This window comes from Bacteroides clarus (assembly GCF_015555825.1).
GTDB lineage: Bacteria > Bacteroidota > Bacteroidia > Bacteroidales > Bacteroidaceae > Bacteroides > Bacteroides clarus.
Genome location: NZ_JADNLF010000001.1, coordinates 294993 through 315106 on the forward strand (window position 1 = coordinate 294993; position 20114 = coordinate 315106).

17 protein-coding genes are annotated in these 20114 nt (G+C 47.8%); 9 read left to right on the forward strand and 8 right to left on the reverse strand.

Annotated elements, in window-relative coordinates; all coding sequences use genetic code 11:
* Position 1: 1 nt before the first annotated feature.
* Positions 2-700: an SIR2 family NAD-dependent protein deacylase gene (locus tag I2F54_RS01060; RefSeq protein WP_009122121.1), complete on the forward strand. Its 699-nt coding sequence runs from the start codon at positions 2-4 to the stop codon at positions 698-700.
* Positions 701-835: 135 nt separating this feature from the next.
* Here I2F54_RS01060 and I2F54_RS01065 read toward each other — a convergent pair whose 3' ends face one another.
* On the reverse strand, positions 836-1582 hold the full coding sequence (locus I2F54_RS01065; RefSeq protein ID WP_195500344.1) for a glycosyltransferase family 2 protein: 747 nt from the start codon (positions 1580-1582) through the stop codon (positions 836-838).
* Positions 1575-2840 carry a glycosyltransferase family 4 protein gene (locus tag I2F54_RS01070; RefSeq protein WP_087425514.1) on the reverse strand — a complete coding sequence of 422 codons (1266 nt, stop codon included), beginning with the start codon at positions 2838-2840 and terminating at the stop codon, positions 1575-1577. Before I2F54_RS01070 ends, I2F54_RS01065 begins: the two co-directional genes overlap by 8 nt.
* 226 nt (positions 2841-3066) lie before the next feature.
* Here I2F54_RS01070 and I2F54_RS01075 point away from each other — a divergent pair, with 226 nt between their 5' ends.
* Genes I2F54_RS01075 through I2F54_RS01095 form a run of 5 tightly spaced genes read left to right on the forward strand, consistent with a single transcriptional unit; the run spans position 3067 to position 7119 of the window.
* Positions 3067-3918, forward strand: a complete 852-nt coding sequence (locus I2F54_RS01075; protein ID WP_022218532.1) for a hypothetical protein — start codon at positions 3067-3069, stop codon at positions 3916-3918.
* Positions 3915-4667, forward strand: a complete 753-nt coding sequence (locus I2F54_RS01080; protein WP_087425393.1) for a cytidylyltransferase domain-containing protein — start codon at positions 3915-3917, stop codon at positions 4665-4667. The genes I2F54_RS01075 and I2F54_RS01080 overlap by 4 nt, the downstream gene beginning before the upstream one ends.
* Positions 4668-4683: 16 nt before the next feature.
* Entirely contained in the window at positions 4684-5727 is a 1044-nt protein-coding gene (locus I2F54_RS01085) for an N-acetylneuraminate synthase family protein (RefSeq protein WP_118045307.1), read from the forward strand.
* Positions 5724-6584 carry a glycosyltransferase family protein gene (locus tag I2F54_RS01090; RefSeq protein WP_087425395.1) on the forward strand — a complete coding sequence of 287 codons (861 nt, stop codon included), beginning with the start codon at positions 5724-5726 and terminating at the stop codon, positions 6582-6584. Before I2F54_RS01085 ends, I2F54_RS01090 begins: the two co-directional genes overlap by 4 nt.
* A gap of 37 nt (positions 6585-6621) precedes the next feature.
* Entirely contained in the window at positions 6622-7119 is a 498-nt protein-coding gene (locus I2F54_RS01095; RefSeq protein ID WP_022218528.1) for a KdsC family phosphatase, read from the forward strand.
* A gap of 14 nt (positions 7120-7133) precedes the next feature.
* On the opposite strand, the gene I2F54_RS01100 is transcribed toward I2F54_RS01095, so the two are convergent.
* The 3 genes from I2F54_RS01100 to metG are packed head-to-tail and all read right to left on the reverse strand — an operon-like array spanning position 7134 to position 11637.
* Positions 7134-8141, reverse strand: coding sequence for a glycosyltransferase (locus tag I2F54_RS01100; protein WP_009122130.1), 1008 nt, complete (start codon positions 8139-8141; stop codon positions 7134-7136).
* Positions 8142-8143: 2 nt separating this feature from the next.
* Positions 8144-9589, reverse strand: coding sequence for a lipopolysaccharide biosynthesis protein (locus I2F54_RS01105; RefSeq protein ID WP_087425397.1), 1446 nt, complete (start codon positions 9587-9589; stop codon positions 8144-8146).
* 5 nt (positions 9590-9594) lie between these two features.
* Positions 9595-11637, reverse strand: coding sequence for a methionine--tRNA ligase (gene metG, locus I2F54_RS01110; protein WP_087425398.1), 2043 nt, complete (start codon positions 11635-11637; stop codon positions 9595-9597).
* A 218-nt stretch (positions 11638-11855) separates the two neighbouring features.
* On the opposite strand from metG, the gene I2F54_RS01115 reads away from it, so the two are divergent.
* From I2F54_RS01115 to I2F54_RS01125, 3 genes are all read left to right on the forward strand, one after another.
* Positions 11856-13919: an acetate--CoA ligase family protein gene (locus I2F54_RS01115; RefSeq protein ID WP_195500345.1), complete on the forward strand. Its 2064-nt coding sequence runs from the start codon at positions 11856-11858 to the stop codon at positions 13917-13919.
* Positions 13920-14001: 82 nt separating this feature from the next.
* Positions 14002-14466 carry a radical SAM-associated putative lipoprotein gene (locus I2F54_RS01120; protein WP_195500346.1) on the forward strand — a complete coding sequence of 155 codons (465 nt, stop codon included), beginning with the start codon at positions 14002-14004 and terminating at the stop codon, positions 14464-14466.
* 5 nt (positions 14467-14471) lie between these two features.
* On the forward strand, positions 14472-15542 hold the full coding sequence (locus I2F54_RS01125) for a TIGR04133 family radical SAM/SPASM protein (RefSeq protein ID WP_195500347.1): 1071 nt from the start codon (positions 14472-14474) through the stop codon (positions 15540-15542).
* A gap of 36 nt (positions 15543-15578) precedes the next feature.
* Here I2F54_RS01125 and I2F54_RS01130 read toward each other — a convergent pair whose 3' ends face one another.
* The 3 genes from I2F54_RS01130 to I2F54_RS01140 all read right to left on the reverse strand — a co-directional run bounded on the left by I2F54_RS01130 (position 15579) and on the right by I2F54_RS01140 (position 20026).
* Entirely contained in the window at positions 15579-17117 is a 1539-nt protein-coding gene (locus I2F54_RS01130) for a YifB family Mg chelatase-like AAA ATPase (protein WP_195500348.1), read from the reverse strand.
* A 48-nt stretch (positions 17118-17165) separates the two neighbouring features.
* Entirely contained in the window at positions 17166-18221 is a 1056-nt protein-coding gene (locus tag I2F54_RS01135; protein WP_195500349.1) for a TlpA disulfide reductase family protein, read from the reverse strand.
* A gap of 113 nt (positions 18222-18334) precedes the next feature.
* Positions 18335-20026: a tetratricopeptide repeat protein gene (locus I2F54_RS01140; RefSeq protein WP_022218520.1), complete on the reverse strand. Its 1692-nt coding sequence runs from the start codon at positions 20024-20026 to the stop codon at positions 18335-18337.
* Positions 20027-20114: the final 88 nt, after the last annotated feature.

Below are 20114 nucleotides of genomic sequence, written 5' to 3' on the forward strand. Positions count from 1 at the left end.
GATGAAGAACTTGGTTGTTTTGTCCGGTGCGGGTATGAGCGCCGAGAGTGGCATCAGTACTTTTCGTGATGCAGGCGGGTTGTGGGATAAGTATCCGGTAGAACAGGTGGCTACTCCCGAAGGTTATGCCCGTAATCCGGAACTGGTCATCAACTTTTATAACGAGCGCCGCAAGCAATTACTGGATGTAGAGCCGAATGCCGGGCACATCGGGCTTGCCGGACTGGAGAAGGATTTCAATGTGACGGTTGTTACACAGAACGTTGACAATCTGCACGAGCGTGCCGGAAGTAAACGGGTTATTCATCTTCATGGCGAACTGACAAAAGTTTGTTCCAGTCGCGCCCCTTATAATCCGCATTACATAAAAGAACTGAAACCGGATGAATACGAAGTGAAGTTGGGAGATAAGGCCGGTGACGGTACTCAGCTTCGTCCCTTTATCGTCTGGTTCGGGGAGGCGGTTCCTGAGATTGAAACGGCCGTCAACTATGTGGAAAAAGCGGATATATTCGTTATTATCGGTACCTCGATGAATGTATATCCGGCTGCCGGATTGCTGAACTACGTGCCTCGTGAGGCCGAAGTGTATCTGATAGATCCTAAACCGGTAGATGTACATTCCACGCGGCGGATACATATAATCCAAAAGGGAGCATCGGAAGGTGTACAAGAGTTGCGTTCGCTGCTTAAACCCTAAGTACGCTTGTCCGTAGCCTATATGTACGTGTCACTTCATTGGCAATGTTGTGCCACTATGATGGCAGGCCTGTGCCTGCTCGATGGCATAAGTGTGCCAATAAGGCGGCACATCCGATTTTATAAACCGTATAGATTATTTTTTCAGTACTGCCCTCAGTACGAACCAGGCATGATAGGCTGCGGTGCTTATCCAGCCGTAATGTTGCGCCATGATGCGGAAGCGCTCCTTGAGCGAGGCTTTCCGGTTCCGGGTAGTCATACCCTCGTCCAGATAGTCTATTATCGTGAGATGAGTATTGTGTAGCGTTTGCGCTTTCTTCATGATACGGATACACCAGTCGAAGTCGGCGGAGAAACGGTACTTCAAATTATATGGTTCTGCTAAAGCGCGCTTGGCAAAAAATGCCTGATGGCAGACAAGCATTCCTTGTTTGAAGCTTTTCCACGTCAGCGTTTCCGGGGCGGACAGACGGCGCATACGGACAAAGTGCCCTTCTTTATCTACCAGAGCCGTTTCGCCATACAGCACATCAGGCAATTCGCTTCCTGTCAATGTATGTACCATTTGTTGTAGCGTATCATCCTCATGGAAACTGTCTCCGGCATTGAGGAAACAAAGGTAATCGCCCGTAGCCAGCCGGATGCCTTTGTTCATGGCGTCGTACAAGCCTTTATCGAGTTCGCTTACTACCTGTGCGATGTGATTCTTGTAGCGGTCTGTGATAGAAAGTGTTTTGTCTTTCGAGGCCCCGTCCACAATGATATACTCCACATGGCGGTAAGTTTGCGAGATAACGCTCTGGATAGTGTCTTCCAATACCGCTTCGGCATTGTAGGTCACGGTAATGACGCTGAACTTGGGGGTGGGATGATTATGCATTTTTTCCGGTGACTTTGTTGTACAGGTCGATATATTTTTTAGCGATAGTACCTTCCGAATAGTGGGTGACGGCTTTCCGACAGGCTTGTTCGGAGAGGCTGGAATAATCCGGGTCGGTAAGCGTCCAGTAGATGCCGTTGGCAAAATCTTCGGACGATTTATATTGCGCCACATATCCGTTGTGCAGATGGTCTATCATTTCGGGGATACCGCCTACGTTGAAACCGACACAGGGAATACCGCACGCCATGGCTTCCATAATCATATTGGGCAGGTTTTCTTCCAGTGAGGGAGTGACAAAAAGGTCTACCGCATTATAAATGTCCACTAACTGATGTTCGTTGCTGACGAAATCCAGCGGATAGACTTTGAAAGGCAGTAAGTTCGCCAATTGCTGCGACTCCTTGCCGAAAACGACGACGCCGAGCTTTTCTTTCAGTTCGGGATGCTTTTCCGCCAGCAGTTTGCACGATTCTACCAGATAGTCGATTCCTTTCCGCTTATCCGTTATCTTTACAGAGCCGAACAGAGCGAGCTTGGCATCCTGAGGCAGTTTACATCTGCTGCGCGCTTCTTGCTTGTTGTGCGGCTTGAACAAGTTGGTATTGATGGGATTGGGAATACAGGTAATCGTGTGTCCGGCGAGCAAGGCGCTTTTCTTTGCCAAGCCTTCCAGCCAGTGGCTGCACGTTACGAAGTTGATGTGCCGTCCTTTGTACAAATTCTGTTTTTTGTAGAAAGTCCGGTAGGAGAGGTCTTTCTTGCCGCCATTGCCATGAATGAAAGGACAGTTACGGCACTCCTGCTGATAGCGGGTACACTCGCGGGCATGATGGCAGATACCGGTGCACGGCCACATGTCGTGCATGGTCCACACTACGGGTTTGCCCGATGCGAGGATATTCTCGATGTTTCTCAGAGACAACATCCCCTGATTTATCCAATGAAGATGAATTACATCCGCTTGCTGAAATTCCGGGAGCGAGGTGATGTCCGTACCCGTATTGGCAATATCGACGGCAAAGATATTATCCCGTTTGAAATGGTTGGCTTTCCATATAACGATACGTTCCCAGACAAATTTCCATACCATGCGCCAGTTGCGGCTCAATGAAACTACGGTGATTTGGTCGGTTTGCTTGTCACGTACCAAAAGCTTGGCCTTGATGCCGTTATTCTTGAGCGACTCCATTAGTCTGCTGGCCGCCACGGCTGCTCCGCCGATGCGTTCGGATGTATTGATTAATAGTACTCTCATTTTTGCGGAATGTTTGGACAAAAGTACTGCTTTTGCCGCTTTCTGCTCCATAAATCTTTTATTTTTTTAGTCTGTAACCGCTAAACTCCCTATCTTTGCCGGAGTTAAAAGCCCGTGATGTCGTAAGCAATGAAAATATTGAGGTGGAAAGCGGATTTATCATCGGAGGAAACGGGCTTTTCGTCGTAAGAAACCTATGGCTCATCGGTAGAAAATAAATGTAAGTATGGGAGATAAAGGAATGAAAAGACTGGAGCAACTGTGGCAGACTTTCCTGAGCGTGGTGAAGATACTGTTGCAATCCAAGTGGCGTACGCATTTGCCGTCGTCGTTCAGTAATCCGGAAGAGTTGTTGATACTGGCTAACGGCCCTTCATTGAACCGTACGGTTCAGGAAACTCCGGATTTTATAAAAGGCAAGACGTTGCTGGCGGTGAATTTCTGCGTTACCTCCCCTATGTTCGAGCAGCTTCGCCCGGAGATATATCTGATAGCCGACCCTCTCTTTTGGATTGTTCCCGAAAAGCGTGTGCAGTTGTTTCAGACGCTTGCCGAAAAGACCGCCTGGCCGATGAACCTGTTTATTCCTGCCCGTGCTTTGAAGAATAAAGAGTGGCAGCCTATGCTGGCCGGTAACCGGAATATCCGCCTCTGCATTTATAATACCACTCCGATAGAAGGTGTACAGGGATTCTGCAACTGGGTGTTCGGTAAAGGTTGGGGGGTACCCCGCCCTCACAATGTGCTGATTCCCTCTATCGCCATCGGATTGCGCCTGCCGTTTAAGAAGATTTATCTGGCAGGTGCCGACCATTCCTGGTTGCCGGAAATCACGGTGACGGACGATAATGTGGTACTGATGCACCAAAAGCATTTCTATGACCGTGACAAGTCGCAGGCGGCGACGGTGACGCAGGAGAACCTGCATAGCGCACGGCTTTATACGATACTTTACCACATGTATGTGGCCTTTAAGTCCTATTTCGTGCTCGAAGCCTATGCTCGACGGTTGGGCAAGGAAGTGATTAACGTTACGCCGGGCAGTTATATAGACGCTTTTAAACGAATGAAGTTATGAAAGACGGAATCATCATTCAGGCACGTACCGGTTCTACCCGGTTGCATAATAAGATACTGCTCCCTTTCTATGGCAAGCAGCGCATTATCGACATCTTAATCGGCAATATCAAGCAGGCTTGTATTGGTAGGACGATTGTCCTTGCCACTACCAACCGCCCTCAGGATGACATATTGGCGGAGGTTGCCCGTGAAGCAGGTATCTGTTGCTACCGGGGCGATGAGGATAATGTGCTCGACCGCTTTATCCGGGCGGCCGCAACGTTCGGCTTAGACCGCTTTATCCGTGTTTGTTCGGATAATCCTTTCCTGCGTCCCGACAGTTTCCTGACGTTTTTCGCGGAACATGACGCCCGGCCGGCGGATTATATTGCCTACGGCTTTGCAGACGGCCGCCCTACCATCAAATCGCATTTAGGCTTGTTTGCCGAGCTGACAACCGCCGACGCATTGCGCCGTGCAGCTGCCGCTACACAGGAGAAGCTGTATATAGAGCACGTTACGATTTACCTCTATACGCATCCCGAAGCGTTCAGTATTCGTCTGCTTCCGTTGCCCGATGAATTGGAAGGCCGGTTAGACCTTCGCTTTACGCTCGATACGATGGAAGATTTTACCTTGCTGCAAGAGCTTTACGCTACTTTCTATGAACAGACCGACCGAAGCGTCCACGCATTGCTCCGGTTGGTGGAAGCGCATCCGGAATATCGTGCCAAGATGCTGGAGAATATTGCAAGGAACGAGAAATGATAAATTTATTATATAAATGAAGAGTACATATATTATCGGAGAAATCGGACAGAACCATAACGGCTCCGTCGATATAGCCAAATTGATTGTCGATTTGGTGTCACGTCCCGTACGCGAAGAAGTCTTTAATCTCGAACTTCGTCCTATGGATGCGGTAAAGATGACCAAACGGGATTTGAATGAAGAGTTGACCGATTCGCAGATGAACCGTCCGTACGACTCTCCCCACTCTTTTGGACGCACTTATGGCGAGCACCGCGCCTGTTTGGAGCTGACGGATGAAGAACATTTTGAAGTTTACAGGCATGCCAAGTCATTGGGAATGGATTTCGTGGAAACTCTGTGCTCAAAAGGTTGTATGTCTTTATTGAAACTCTTTACGCCCGACCGCCTGAAAGTGGCCAGCCGTGATCTTACCAACCTGCCGTTGCTGGAAGTCATGGCCGAAACCAAGATACCTATCATCCTTTCTACCGGTATGGCGGGTAAGAAGGAGCTGGATGACGCATTGGATGTTATCACCCGTTATCACAGCGATATATCCATACTGCACTGCGTATCGCAGTATCCCACCCGGCCCGACAATCTGAATCTGAAAACGATAACCTATCTGAAACGGCATTACGGACAGTATCATATCGGCTTTTCCGACCATACCATTGGCATCGCAGCCCCGGTGGTTGCCGTAGGAATGGGTGCGGAGATTATAGAGAAGCACGTCACCATCGACCGTCGCATGAAAGGAACAGACCAGCAAGGTTCTTTAGGGCCGGATGGCGTAAACCGCATGATTCGTGATATTCGTATCGCCGAGCACTGGTTGGGCAGGGAGGAACTGTATATCGACTCCGCCGTCTCTGCAGCCAAAGTGAAACTGGAACGTTCCATCGCCACGAATAAGGCGCTGCATCCCGGAGATATTATTACGGAAGAGGATATCCACCTGCTTAGTCCGGGCGATGGCTTTAAGTGGGCGGAGCGTGATAAGGTGGTAGGCCGCCGGGTACGGAAAGAGATACCGCGTAACGAGATTATTTATTCTTCATTGATTGAGGAATGAGACTGCTGGCTGTTGTTGTTCTCTATCATCCCGGTAAAGATTTAGCCGGGAATATCGACAGCTATCTGTCACAGGTGGATAAATTGCTGTTATGGGATAATACGCCCGGAGACGGGCAAGAGCGGCTGCCTTTGCCGGATATCAGTCATCCGGAACGCTTGGAGTACAGGGGATGCGGCCGGAATGTAGGCATCGGTGCTGCGTTGAATGATGCCGTGGCTTATGCCCGTGAGTATGGATATACGCATCTGCTGACGCTGGATCAGGATAGTTTTTTTCTGCAAGGCGATTTCCGGCGTTATATAACAGCCATTCAAGAGTATGGAGAGAATAAGCGGATTATTTTCTCCGTGAATTATTTTATAAAATCCCGGCAGTCCTCTCTTTATCCCGTGACGGATACTGTCGATGAGGTTTCTTCAGCCATGACTTCCGGTACTGTTTATCCCGTCGGCCTGTTTGAAGAGCTGGGTGTTTTTATGGAAGAACTATTTGTGTGGGGCATTGATTGTGAGTATTGCTGGCGTGCGGCACGCAGAGGCGTGCGGACGGTTTGTTTCAAAAGTATCCTGTTGCAGCACGATTTGGGATATCAGAAGAAGAAACACCGCTTATTGGGTAAGGAGGTTTTCCCGAACGAATATCCTCCGGCACGTACTTATTATAATGTGCGTAATGGTATGGTGCTTCACAAACTCTATCCTGAAAGTTTGAACCTGAAAGCCCATTTGCGTTATCATTTATATAAACGGATTATCTTTGTGCTTTTGTATGAAAAGCGGAAGATTGCTAAATGGAAAGCGCTTTGGGACGGTTATCGTGATGGGAAACGCGGTAGGCTGGGGGAGCGCGGTTGATGGATATTCTTATTTCTTAATCTTAAATATGATAGGTATGCTACCGAAATTAGTGATTACTGATATTGACGGTGTCTGGACTGACGGCGGAATGTATTATACTGCCGAAGGAGACGTTATGAAACGTTTTTCCGTGAAAGATGGTTGGGGAGTGATTTTTCTGCGCGAATTGGATATACCTGTGGCTATTATGACCGGTGAGGATACGCAAATTGTCCGGAAACGTGCCGATAAGTTGAAAATCAACTATTGCTATCTGGGAGTCAAGGATAAAGTGGCACAGGCTGAGGAACTGTGTCGCGAGTTAGGTATTTCATTGGGTGAAGTTGCCTTTATCGGTGATGACTTGAATGATTTGCCGCTGTTGCGCTTGGTGGGTTACAGCGCTTCTCCCGGCAATACGCCTGAATATATAAAACGCGAAGTAAAGTATGTAACGACCGCACACGGCGGTTATGGAGCTTTTCGCGAGTTTGTGGAGAAACTGCTGGCGGACAACGGACGCTTGCAGACTGTCATAGAGCGTTTCTTATAACCGGAATATGTATGTCATATCTCTGTGTTGACGCGGGGAAGCGGTATGTATCGTGAAACGGTTTCTCTTCCCCATGTCAGCATTTTCCCGATTTGCGCTTTTATTCTCTTTCCGGCTTGCCGGGGGCGTAATGTCTCCTGCCGTTTCACATCGTTCAACGTCCATTGCGGCTGGTATTTCAGCAGGCGCTGTTCCGCTTCCTCTATTCGTTGCGGTTGTCCGGAACTGATATAATAACGGATGAGATTCAGGCATATATTGGCATGTGCCTGCCGTAGTCCGTTGTATACATCCGTACGTCTGTCTTTGAAGTAGTCCAAAAGGAACTCTCTGGTGGTAAGTGCGATGTCCAGTCTCCTGTCCATGCCGGTTTCGCTCCATATCCCTTTGCTGTGTTTGCGGTATACGGCCATGGGTTTGCCGAAATAATAGATATTCCCATGTTGTGCATTCAGCAGATGCAGGGCGTAGTCGCATGAAGTGAACTTGGCAAACCATTCGGGCATTTCCGGATAGTAACATCTTCGGAATACGGATGAAGAGTTGGTAATATAATTGCTTTCGGCAAGGTCGGAGATGGTGGTGATTTTCCTTTGATGTCCGTTGGACAGGCTCTTGCTTCCGTCCTCCTCATAGTAGTTGACTACCCTGTGGAAACATATTGCGAACTGACTGTGGGTGTCCAGAAAATCGGTAGCACGCTGTAACTTGCGTCTGTCAAACCAATAATCGTCACCGTCGCAAACGGCGACGTATTCACCGCGGCAATGTTTGTAGGTCTCCATATAATTGCGCTGGTAGCCCAGGTTCTTTTCGTGCCGTATCACGGTGATGAGCTCCGGATACTTTTCCTGGTATCGCTTGCATATTTCGTAGGTACGGTCGGTACTGCGGTCCTCACCTATGATTAGCTCAACGGGGTAGTCGGTCTTTTGGCTTAATACGCCTTTGATGGCAATCTCTATATAATTCTCAATATTATATGCCAGCATAATGACGCTGACTTTCACGGTCTTTTCCATAATCAGTCGCTTTTTCGTTTTAATACTAACCGGATGGCTTCATCCAAGATTGCGGAGCCTAATATCCGGTTGATTCCATAATAGAACAGAATACCGATAACGATTTTCACAGGAAGCAGCAGATAATTTTCCGTCAGGAAGCAGTCCGGTATCAGCAGTATTCCCCACATGATTACGGAGAGAACGGCGTAAGGGGTAATATCCTTTATCTGTTTCAGCCAGCTATACCCTACGGCCTTTCCGATGACAACGATACTGATCAGGTAAATCAATATCTGGGTAAGTGCCAGACAAGCTACCATGATAAGCGCGCTTTGCTTCAGGCTGGCTGCCAGGCAGGCTATAATCAGCAGGGTACGTGCTATTTCCAGTTTGAAGATAAGGTCCGAGCGCCCCTGCACTTTGGCAAAGTTTTGGTTGACGGTACTCAGAATGGTGAAGATTCCTGCCAGGCAGGTCAGTTGAAAAAAAGGCACACAACCCATCCATTCCGCTTTCAGTATCAGTGCGATAAACGGATAGGCTACGGATACCATGCCTGTCATAAGGGGGAACGTGAGGAAAGCGGTAAAGCGTATCGTCTTGCGATAAGAACGCAGACTTCTTTCTTTGTCGTTCTGGATATGCGAGAATATGGGGTAAGTAGCTGTCTGCAGGCTGGAGTAGACCGAGCTGATTACCATCAGGCTGAACTTGTTTCCTTGTGAATAATATCCTAATTGAACGGGCGGATATAATTTACCGATAGCTACCGAATAGATATTGGTAAAAATGGAGTTTACCAGACCGGCAAGCAGCAGATTGGAAGAAAAGCCGAATAATTCCTTGATGTGACTTATACTGAACAATAGTTGAGGCCGCCATTTATTGAAGAACCATAAAAGGACGGTACGCAGGAAGGCCAGTATAACGGGTTGCCACGCCAGCGTCCATACTCCCATACCGCCATATGCCATGGCAAGCGAACCGATGCCGGATGCCGTAAGGGCGATGAGATTAATCTTGGTTAGAATTTTAAAGCTGACTTGCTTGTTGAGTAAAGTGGTTTGTATAAGACTTAGCGAGTTAAAGGGAAGCGCAAGGAAAATAACCCTGGCAAGGTCTGTCAGTAAAGGCTGGTTGAAGAATCCGGCGATGAGCGGAGAGCAGACGAATAACAGCAGATAAAGGCAGGCACTGATGAAGATGTTGAAATAGAATACAGAATTATAGTCTGTTTCGGTAGCGTCCTGCTTGCGGATTAAAGCGGCGCTGAACCCGCTGTCCAGTACGATATTGGCAATTGCGCTGAAAATGGCGAGCATTCCTACCAATGCATAGTCTTCAACGGAGAGTATGTTGGCTACGAGGACACCGACAATAAACAACAAAACTTGCTGGCCCATACGGTCCAGCAAGTTCCAGAGCAATGCTCCTATTGTTCGTTGTTTCAGTGAAGGCTCACTCATATGGATTATTTTACTTCACTACCGGGCTTTACTTCGCGTAACAATGAGGTTACAGCCAGTGAGCCGTCATAGTTTTCGGCAGAAAGTATCATACCTTCACTCACCAGTCCGTTCTTGAATTGACGGGGAGCCAGGTTGGCGATGAACAGTACCTGCTTGCCTACCAGCTCTTCCGGTCGGTAGTGCTGGGCAATACCGCTGACGATAGTACGGTTTTCCAGTCCGTCGGCAATCTTGAACTTCAACAGTTTCTTCATCTTAGGTACGGCTTCGCATTCCAATACGGTTCCTACGCGGATATCCAATTTCTCAAAGTCTTCGAATGAGATGACGGGTTTGATAGGATTTGCCTTGTAGCCGGCTGCTTCGTTCGCTTTCTTGGTAGCGAGCAGTTTGTCTACCTGTGCCTGGATAACATCGTCCTCAATCTTCTCGAACAACAGCTCGGGGGTTGCCAGTCGGTGTCCGGCGGGCAGCAGGTCTGTATGGCCGAGTTCTGCCCAGTCGAAACTGTCCATGTTCAACATCTTACGGAGCTTTTCGCTGCTGAACGGCAGGAACGGTTCGAAAGCGATGGCAAGGTTGGCAACCAGTTGCAGGGAGATATTCAGAATGGTAGCTACGCGCGGCATGTCTGTCTTGGCAAGTTTCCAAGGTTCTGTATCTGCCAGGTACTTATTACCGATACGCGCCAGGTTCATGGCTTCCTTCTGTGCGTCACGGAATTTGAATACGTCAAGCAGCTTTTCCACTTCTTCTTTTACGTCAGCAAACTCTTTCAGCGTTTCGCGGTCGTAATCGTTCAGTTCGCCGGCAGCAGGTACTACACCGTCGAAGTACTTCTTGGTGAGTTGCAGGGCGCGGTTTACGAAGTTACCGTATACGGCTACCAATTCGTTGTTATTGCGTGCCTGGAAGTCTTTCCAGGTAAAGTCGTTGTCTTTTGTTTCCGGAGCATTGGCGGTGAGCACGTAGCGCAGCACGTCCTGCTTGCCGGGGAATTCTGCTAGATATTCATGCAACCATACGGCCCAGTTGCGGGAAGTGGAAATCTTATCTCCTTCCAGATTCAGGAATTCGTTGCTGGGCACGTTGTCGGGTAGGATATAACTGCCTTCCGCTTTCAACATGGCGGGGAATACGATGCAGTGGAATACGATATTGTCTTTTCCGATGAAATGAACCAGACGTGTTTCAGGGTCTTTCCACCATTTTTCCCAAGAATCGGGCAGCAATTCTTTGGTATTGCTGATGTAGCCGATGGGAGCGTCGAACCATACGTAAAGCACTTTGCCTTCGGCGCCTTCCACCGGAACGGGAATACCCCAGTCCAGGTCGCGGCTTACGGCACGCGGCTGCAAGCCCATGTCGAGCCAGCTTTTACATTGGCCGTACACGTTGGGACGCCATTCTTTATGGTCTTCCAATATCCACTGGCGCAGCCATGCTTCATGTTTGTCGAGGGGCAGATACCAGTGTTTGGTTTCGCGCATTACGGGTTGGCTGCCGCTGATGGCGCTTTTCGGATTAATCAGGTCGGTAGGGCTGAGGCTTGTACCGCACTTTTCGCATTGGTCGCCGTAAGCGCCTTCTGCGTGGCAGTGAGGGCATTCGCCGGTGATGTAACGGTCGGCAAGGAAAGTCTTGGCTTCCTCATCGTAGTACTGCATGCTGGTCTTTTCAATGAATTCGCCTTTGTCGTACAGTTTGCGGAAAAACTCGGAAGCAGTGTCGTGATGTGTCTTTGAGGTGGTACGGCTGTACACATCGAACGAAATGCCGAATTCTTCAAAAGACTTCTTGATAAGCGTATGATAGCGGTCTACTACATCTTGCGGTGTAATTCCTTCTTTCTTGGCGCGGATGGTGATGGGCACTCCGTGTTCGTCGGAGCCGCCGATAAAGACCACATCTTCTTTTTTCAGTCTCAGGTAGCGGACATAGATGTCGGCAGGTACATAAACCCCTGCCAGATGTCCGATATGAACGGGGCCGTTGGCATAGGGCAGTGCCGATGTCACGGTGGTACGCTTGAATTTCTTTTCCATTGTATATATGTATCTCTTTTGTTATGAACGCTTTTAAGATGTGCAAAGATAACGGTTTTCTCTCAAACCTACAAAAAGAGGAATATATACTTCTTGCCCGGAACCTTCCGTCTTTGAAAGAGTAAAGAAGAAGTAATATTAAAAGATTATCTTCTTGCCGTTATGCATATAAATTGTATATTTGTACGATTGTCGTACTATACTAATATGAACAGACTATGATAACAAGCCAATTGCTGCATCCTGCCAGTATTGTGGTGGTGGGAGCTTCCAACAATGTACATAAACCCGGCGGGGCTATCTTGAAGAATTTGATTCATGGCGGTTATACCGGAGAACTGCGGGCGGTGAATCCGAAAGAGACTGAAGTGCAAGGCGTACAGGCCTATGCCGATGTAAAGGATATTCCCGATACGGACCTTGCTATCCTTGCTATTCCCGCCGTTCTTTGTCCCGATGCGGTAGAGTTGCTTGCTTCTGAGAAGCGGGTACGTGCGTTCATTATCCTTTCGGCCGGATTTGGTGAGGAAACGCATGAGGGCGCGCTTTTGGAAGACCGTATTCTGGAAACGGCGAATCGGTACGGCGCTTCGCTGATAGGTCCCAATTGTATCGGATTGATGAATACGTGGCATCATAGCGTGTTCAGTCAACCCATCCCCAATCTGCATCCGCAAGGCGTCGATTTGATATCCAGCTCCGGAGCGACTGCGGTGTTTATTCTGGAGAGTGCGGTTACAAAAGGGCTGCAGTTCAATTCCGTATGGTCTGTGGGCAATGCCAAGCAGATCGGAGTAGAAGATGTGCTGCAATATATGGACGAGCATTTCGATTCGGAAAAAGACTCCAAGATAAAACTGCTTTATATCGAAAGTATAAGCGATCCTGACAGATTGCTGTTCCATGCTTCTTCGCTGATAAAGAAGGGATGCAAGATTGCGGCCATTAAATCCGGCAGCAGTGAGAGCGGCAGTCGTGCGGCATCCTCGCATACGGGAGCTATCGCCAGTTCCGATTCGGCGGTGGAGGCTCTGTTCCGTAAAGCGGGTATCGTACGTTGCTATTCTCGGGAGGAACTGACTACGGTAGGGTGTATTTTCACTTTGCCGGAACTGAAAGGAAAGAACTTTGCCATTATTACCCATGCGGGCGGACCGGGTGTGATGTTGACCGATGCCTTGAGTAAAGGCGGGTTGAATGTGCCGAAGTTGGAAGGCGAGCTTGCCGAAGAGTTGAAAAGCAAGCTCTTTCCGGGGGCTGCCGTTGGAAATCCGATAGACATTCTGGCTACGGGTACGCCTGAGCATTTGCGCCTTTGTCTGGAATACTGTGAGGAAAAGTTTGATAATGTGGATGCGGTAATGGCTATTTTCGGCACTCCGGGTCTGGTTACCATGTTCGAAATGTATGATGTGCTGCATGAGAAGATGCAGACCTGCAAGAAACCGATATTCCCTATTCTCCCGTCTATTAATACGGCAGGAGCCGAGGTTGCCGCTTTCCTCGCTAAAGGCCATGTGAACTTTGCCGATGAAGTAACGTTGGGTACGGCATTGTCGCGCATTGTGAATGCGTCGAAGCCGGCGAATAATGAAATAGAGCTTTTTGGAGTGGATGTTCCGCGCATCCGCCGTATCATAGATTCTATTCCGGGAGACGGCTATATCGAACCGCATTATGTGCAGGCATTGTTACATTCTGCAGGTATTCCTGTGGTAGAGGAGTTTGTATCCGCTAATAAGGAAGAAGCGCTGGCCTTTGCCCGCCGTGCCGGATTCCCGGTGGTGGCGAAAGTGGTGGGGCCTGTGCATAAATCCGATGTAGGCGGAGTGGTATTGAATATAAAGAGCGAACAGCATCTGGCATTGGAGTTTGAACGCATGATGCAGATTCCTGAAGTAACGGGTATTATGGTGCAGCCGATGCTGAAAGGAACGGAACTCTTTATCGGTGCGAAGTACGAAGAGAAATTCGGCCATGTAGTGCTTTGCGGTTTAGGCGGTATCTTTGTGGAGGTGCTGAAAGACGTATCTTCCGGTCTGGCTCCTTTGTCTTACGAGGAAGCCTACTCTATGATTCGTTCGTTGCGCGCCTATAAGATTATAAAAGGCACGCGCGGGCAGGAAGGAGTGAATGAGGATAAGTTCGCCGAAATCATTGTGCGCTTGTCTACCCTGTTGCGTTTTGCTACGGAGATTAAGGAAATGGATATTAATCCGCTGTTGGCAACAGAAAAGTATGTAATAGCGGTAGACGCCCGTATCAGAATAGAAAAGAACTAACTTTTTGTTAAAAGTAGGGGTTGTTGTGCAGTATTCTGTTCGGATAGACGTTTATAGTACATAACTTAGACTATGACACGCTATGAAGAAAAGAAAAAAGCAATGGCTCCGGATGTGCAACGGCATGATGTCCGGTGCGTTGGTTCTGCTGGGTTTCACGTCTTGCGATGAAAACAGTACAGGTACGGGGAGATGTGAGTACGGTACTCCTTATGCCAAATATGAAATCAAAGGAAAGGTGATGGGAGAAGACAGGCAGGTTGTATCCGACGCCAGGATTCTCGTGAAGAATATGGTTCCCCAAACCGATAACTCTCGTACCCGTGTTGTTTCATCCGATACGGTCTATACGAAAGAAAACGGAGAATATCTTTATCAGAACACCATAACGGGCTATCAAAACTTCCGTGTTGTTTGCGAAGACCTTACGGGAGCATACGAAGCCGACTCGATGGATATTAAGATGAATCCGACAGGCGGGAGCGGCTGGTATGAAGGAAAAGATAATAAAGAAGTAAACTTTGAATTGAAGAAGAAAGAAAAATAAAACCGGTGGGAGTCCTTTCTGTTCGTAAACGTTTGGCGCTGGAAATCGCGCGTAAGATGCGTAATAACCTGAAAGAGCTGCATCCGTTGAGGCAGCTCTTTTGGGAATGCACCTTACGTTGTAATTTGCACTGTAAGCATTGCGGCAGCGATTGCAGGCGGATGCCGGATATAAAGGATATGCCGGCTGCCGATTTTTTACGGGCTGTCGATTCCATCACTCCGCATATCAATCCGAACGAAGTAAGCATTATCATGACCGGTGGAGAACCGCTGATGAGGGAAGACCTGGAAGAAGTAGGGTTGGAGCTCTACAGACGCGGCTATCCCTGGGGAATTGTTTCCAACGGCCTTTACCTTACCGGCAGACGTTTGGAGCGGTTGATGGCTGCCGGGCTCCATTCCATAACCATCAGTTTGGACGGTTTTGAGCAGGAGCATAATTGGTTGCGCGGTCATCCGGAAAGTTACGGAAGGGCTGTGGAGGCGATTAAGATGTTGGTGCATGAGCCCGAGCTGGTGTGGGATGTGGTGACATGTGTCAATCACCGTAACTATCCGTATCTGGATGAATTGAAAACATCTCTTTATCATATAGGTGTCCGGCAATGGCGTTTGTTTACCATTTTTCCGATGGGACGTGCCGCATCACATCCGGAGTTTCAGTTGAGCAATGATGAGTTTACAGGTATTATGGAGTTCATCAAGCGTATCCGGAAAGAGGGTAAGATGCACGCAAGCTATGGTTGTGAGGGTTTCTTAGGCAGATATGAAGGTGAGGTTCGTGACGGTTTCTTTTCTTGCAATGCCGGAATCAGTGTCGGCTCTATATTGGCGGACGGAGCCATATCCGCCTGTCCGAGCATCCGTAGCGACTATCATCAGGGTAACATTTATCGCGATGACTTTATGGATGTGTGGGAGAATCGTTTTCAATCTTTCCGTAACCGGGAATGGATGAAGAAAGGCCTATGCGCCGATTGCAGCCTTTTCCGCTATTGCGAGGGCAATGGCATGCATTTGCGTGATAATAAAGGCGAGCTGCTTTTCTGCCATCTCGACAGGCTTCATCCTTAATGGAGTTGTCTGTTACCCGGCTTTTCTCTTGGGGAGTTATCCCGCCCAATCTTCCCTATCCAGGTTTCTGTATCCGATCGCTTCGGCCAGATGCGACGGTTGTATCAGTTCACATCCTTCAAGGTCGGCAATAGTGCGTGAGACTTTTAGAATACGGTCGTACGCACGTGCCGAGAGATTGAAGCGGTTCATGGCTGTTTTTAGCAGGGCAAGACCATTATCGTCAGGACGGGCATAGCGGGCGAGTAATTTACTGTTCATCTGTGCATTGCAATATATGCCGGGAACTTCGGAATATCTTTCGGATTGAAGTTGCCGTGCACGCACTACGCGTTCACGGATATCGGCACTTGACTCGCCGGGGCGTGCATCGGACATTTTCTCAAAGGGCACGGGAATAACTTCGATTTGCAGGTCGATACGGTCGAGCAAAGGTCCTGAGATACGGTTAAGATATTTCTGTACCTGCCCCGGACTACACACACAGGCTTTGGTGGGATGATTGTAATATCCGCAGGGACAGGGATTCATGGATGCTGCGAGCGTAAAGCTGGCGGGAAATTCCACATTGCATTTTACGCGGGAAATGGTAATTTTCCGGTCTTCCAGAGGTTGTCGTAATACTTCGAGCACATTCCGGTTGAACTCCGGAAGCTCGTCGAGGAACAAGACGCCGTTATGCGCCAGGCTGATTTCTCCCGGTTGCGGGAAACTTCCGCCGCCTGTCATGGCTACCGTGGAGATGGTATGGTGCGGATCACGAAACGGACGTTTGGAAATAAGCCCGCCTTCCTGTCCCAACTTTCCTGCAACAGAGTGTATCTTGGTCGTTTCAAGGCTTTCGCCTAATGATAATGGCGGCAGTATAGAGGGGAGACGTTTGGCAAGCATGGACTTTCCGCTGCCCGGAGCGCCTACCAGAAGAATATTGTGTCCGCCTGCGGCGGCTACCTCTAATGCGCGTTTCGCGTTCTCCTGTCCTTTTACATCGGAGAAATCCAGGTCGAAGCTGTTCTGCCGGGTATAAAACTCTTTACGGGTGTCGATATGTACCGGTTTTAATTCCTGTTTACCATTGAAGAATTCGATAACCTCTTTCAGGTTCTCCGCTCCATAAACCTGCAGATTGTTTACAACAGCGGCTTCCCGCGTGTTTTGTTTTGGAATAATGATTCCCTCGAAGCCGAGTTCTCTCGCTTTTATGGCAATGGGAAGCGCTCCTTTAATGGGTTGCAGACTACCGTCCAGGCTTAGTTCTCCCATTATCAGATAACGGTCTGTTTTATCCGATTGAATAACTTCACTGGCGCCCAGCATGCCGATAGCCAATGGTAAGTCATAAGCGGAACCCTCTTTACGGATATCCGCCGGAGCCATGTTAATGACGATATTGCTTGTCGGCATCCGGTAGCCGTTTACTTGCAATGCGGAGATAATGCGTTGGTGGCTTTCCTTGACAGCGGAGTCCGGTAAACCTACAAGATAGAACATACAGCCTCTGGAACTGTTGACTTCGATAGTGATGAGGGTTGCATCAATACCTTGAACAGCCGCTCCAAAAACTTTGATGAGCACGTAATTAAGTGTTTAGTGATTAGCGTTTAGTGATTACTAATGGAAAAGTTATCGCTTTCTTTTCCTTTCTTTCTCTTTCTTCTCTTGTTCTTCTATGTCTTTCAGTTTCTTCTCGATAGCCGTTCCGCTCAGGTTCTTTCCTTCTATTCTTCCGGAGGGGCTGAGCAGTATATTGGCAGGCAGAGCTTTTATGGCGAGTTGTTTCACAAACTCGGTATTCCAGCCGGAAAGGTCACATGTCTGCTCCCATTTCAGGGTGTCTGTTTCAATCGCTTTTTGCCAATTGTCTTTATTGATGTCTAAGGAAACTCCTAAGAGGGCAAACTTCTTGTTCTTTTGTTCTTTCTTATAGATTCTGCGGTAAACGGCATTACTGTCACGGCTCACGGTATCCCAGGAAGCCCAGAAATGTATTAACAGGTATTGGTCTTTGAAGTTAGAACGGGTTATCTGTTTTCCTTTGGCATTGGGCAGGCGGAAGTAAGCGGTTGTTTTTCCGATACCGGCTTTCTCTTCTTCCTGAATGCGGTCGAGCAATTCATCGATATAGGGACGATCTTTCAATTCTCCCGTCATGTGCTCGGTCAACTTCTTAATTTGGGTATAGTCCGGCTTTTCTTTCTGTACGAAATACTTATCCAGCAGGTAGATGCTGGCTAAAGAGGAATGATGCTCATTAATAAACTTGCCGGCTTTCTCTTCCAATACCTTTTCAGAGGGTTTGCCTAATCCTTTCAACTCTTTTTGAAAAGCGCTTAACTCTTCGTTGGGCGTGTTTCCGCTTATCTCCAAGCTGTTGAGTTCGGCGGCAGAACCTTTGACATGTATCGTATTCCCCTTATCCATAAAGAAAGGGTATCGACTGCCGTCGTTAAACAATAGCCAGGCAGCTACTAAAGTATCCGGAGAGAGCGTTGCCGAGAATTTATCATTCTCAACGAGCAGGGTATCCATGCGGTCGTACATTTCGTCTGCACCATATATATATAAGGTGTCATTTCCCAACCCTTTGATTTCTCCGCTCAGACTGGCAGTGTCGGAGCTCTTGCCACCGCAAGCGGATAGTATGATAATCAGGAAATATGCAAGATAAATATTCTTCATACGGCTTTCTTCTTCTGATACGTTGCTGCGAAAGTAGTTCTTTTTGGTGTGAATAAAAAAAAATGCCCGACATATTTCTATGCCGGGCACTTCTTTTCATCTTATAACCTTTATTATTTGATGATATTCATAAAGTCTGCATTCGTGAAGTATTTGGAGAATTCCAAGTCAGAAGCAGCTTTCTTAGCTAATGAAGAATCTTTAGCAACAGCTTTCTTCAGGTTATCGGTTACCATAGAAGTGTTGTTGGTTCTTGCGCCTACAACAGCCATCAGGTAGTCGGTGTAAGCGTCCGGTTTAGCAATGCTTGACAATGTGCTCTTAGCCTTGTTGTAATCCTTAGCGAGGATTTGTGCCAAAGCTGCACTGTTAGTCTTAGTATCGCCAAATGCGTTAACGGCTCTGTCATATTGACCTTGAGCTACATACAGGTTACCCAAAGCTTCGTTCAGTTCTTTAGCGCCTGCAGCTTTACCCAGGTAAGACTCGGCAGCGGCTTTGTCACCCTTAGTCAGAGCGATAAGACCCATGTTCATGTTAGCTTCGGCAGAATTCTTGATAGAAAGAGATTTCTTGAAATATCCTTCAGCTTTGTCAAGGTTGCCGGCTTGGTAAGCCAACTTACCGAGGTTATTGTATGCACGGTAGTCGTTCGGGTAGATTTGAGTAGCTTTGATGAAGATAGCTTCTTGCTTGGCGGGATCGTTAGTCAAAGTAGTTGCATACAGCAATTCTTCGATGTTCAGTTGCTTAGCGTCGCTATCAGCCAAAGATGCGATTTCTTCGTCAGACTTACCGATTACGTCGTAGTTCAAAGTCAGACGAGAACGACGCAGTTGCGGAAGGATTTCTTCAGCCAAAGTCTTGTATACAGAAGAGATGTTTTTGATTTCCTGTTCTCTTTGTTCGGGATCAGAGTACATTGACAATACGCGGAGAATCAACTCTTTGTCTTGGATGTTGGATTTGCTTACCAATTCCTGGAAGCCTTCCCAGTCTTGCGCAGTGTATTTAGTATCTACGGCAGCTTCGATTTTGCCTTTCTTCAAGTCTCTGTTGATGATTTTAGCAGTGTTGTCCTGACGATTTTCAGCCAGACCCGTATTCAGCTTAACACCACCATCGGGAGAAGCGTATGCGGAAATTTCGATGTTACTGATTTTCTTGTTAGCTGCATCGTTTACATTCTTAACTTCTTCGTTGAATGCTTTAGCGGTTTTCAATTCGCTTGCACGAACGTTAGCCTGTTGAATCAAGAACATGATGTTTGCATCATATTTTTCTTTGATTATACGTTGGAAAGCGTCGTCGCCGTTAGCGGGGTTAGCGCTGCCCAAAGTCTGGCCGATCAATTCGGAAGTAGAGATAACACCGTCAGCTACTTTTACGGCAGGGATGGTAACTTCTTTCTTTCCGACTTTGGCTTTGAATTCCAGGTACAGCTCGGATTTAGCCATTTCAGGAACATAGTCGAAAGAAGTCTTCATTGTGTAGCTACCGCCGGCTTTGTAAGAGATAGTCTGGTCGTTGCCTTCCACTTTTTCGCCTTGGAATACGGCAGGCTGACCTTTAGCTTCGCCACCTTCCCATTTCAAAACCGGAGTAACCTCTACTACGGCATTTTTCTTGAAATACTTTTCAGGGAACTTACCGTTAATTGTAGCAGGTACCTTGCCACCCACGGCTTCCAATACTTGCGGAGTCACTGTGAAATAGTCAGAAGACAGTTCACCCATTTTGCTGCTGCATGATGTCAAAACAGCAACAAGTGCCACTAACAAAGGCAGATACAATTTTTTAGTCATTTTAGATATAAATTAATTGTTTGTAATTGAAATTTGTCCATTCACAATTAGTTGCTATACTCCTATATATATAGCTTTGCAAAGATAT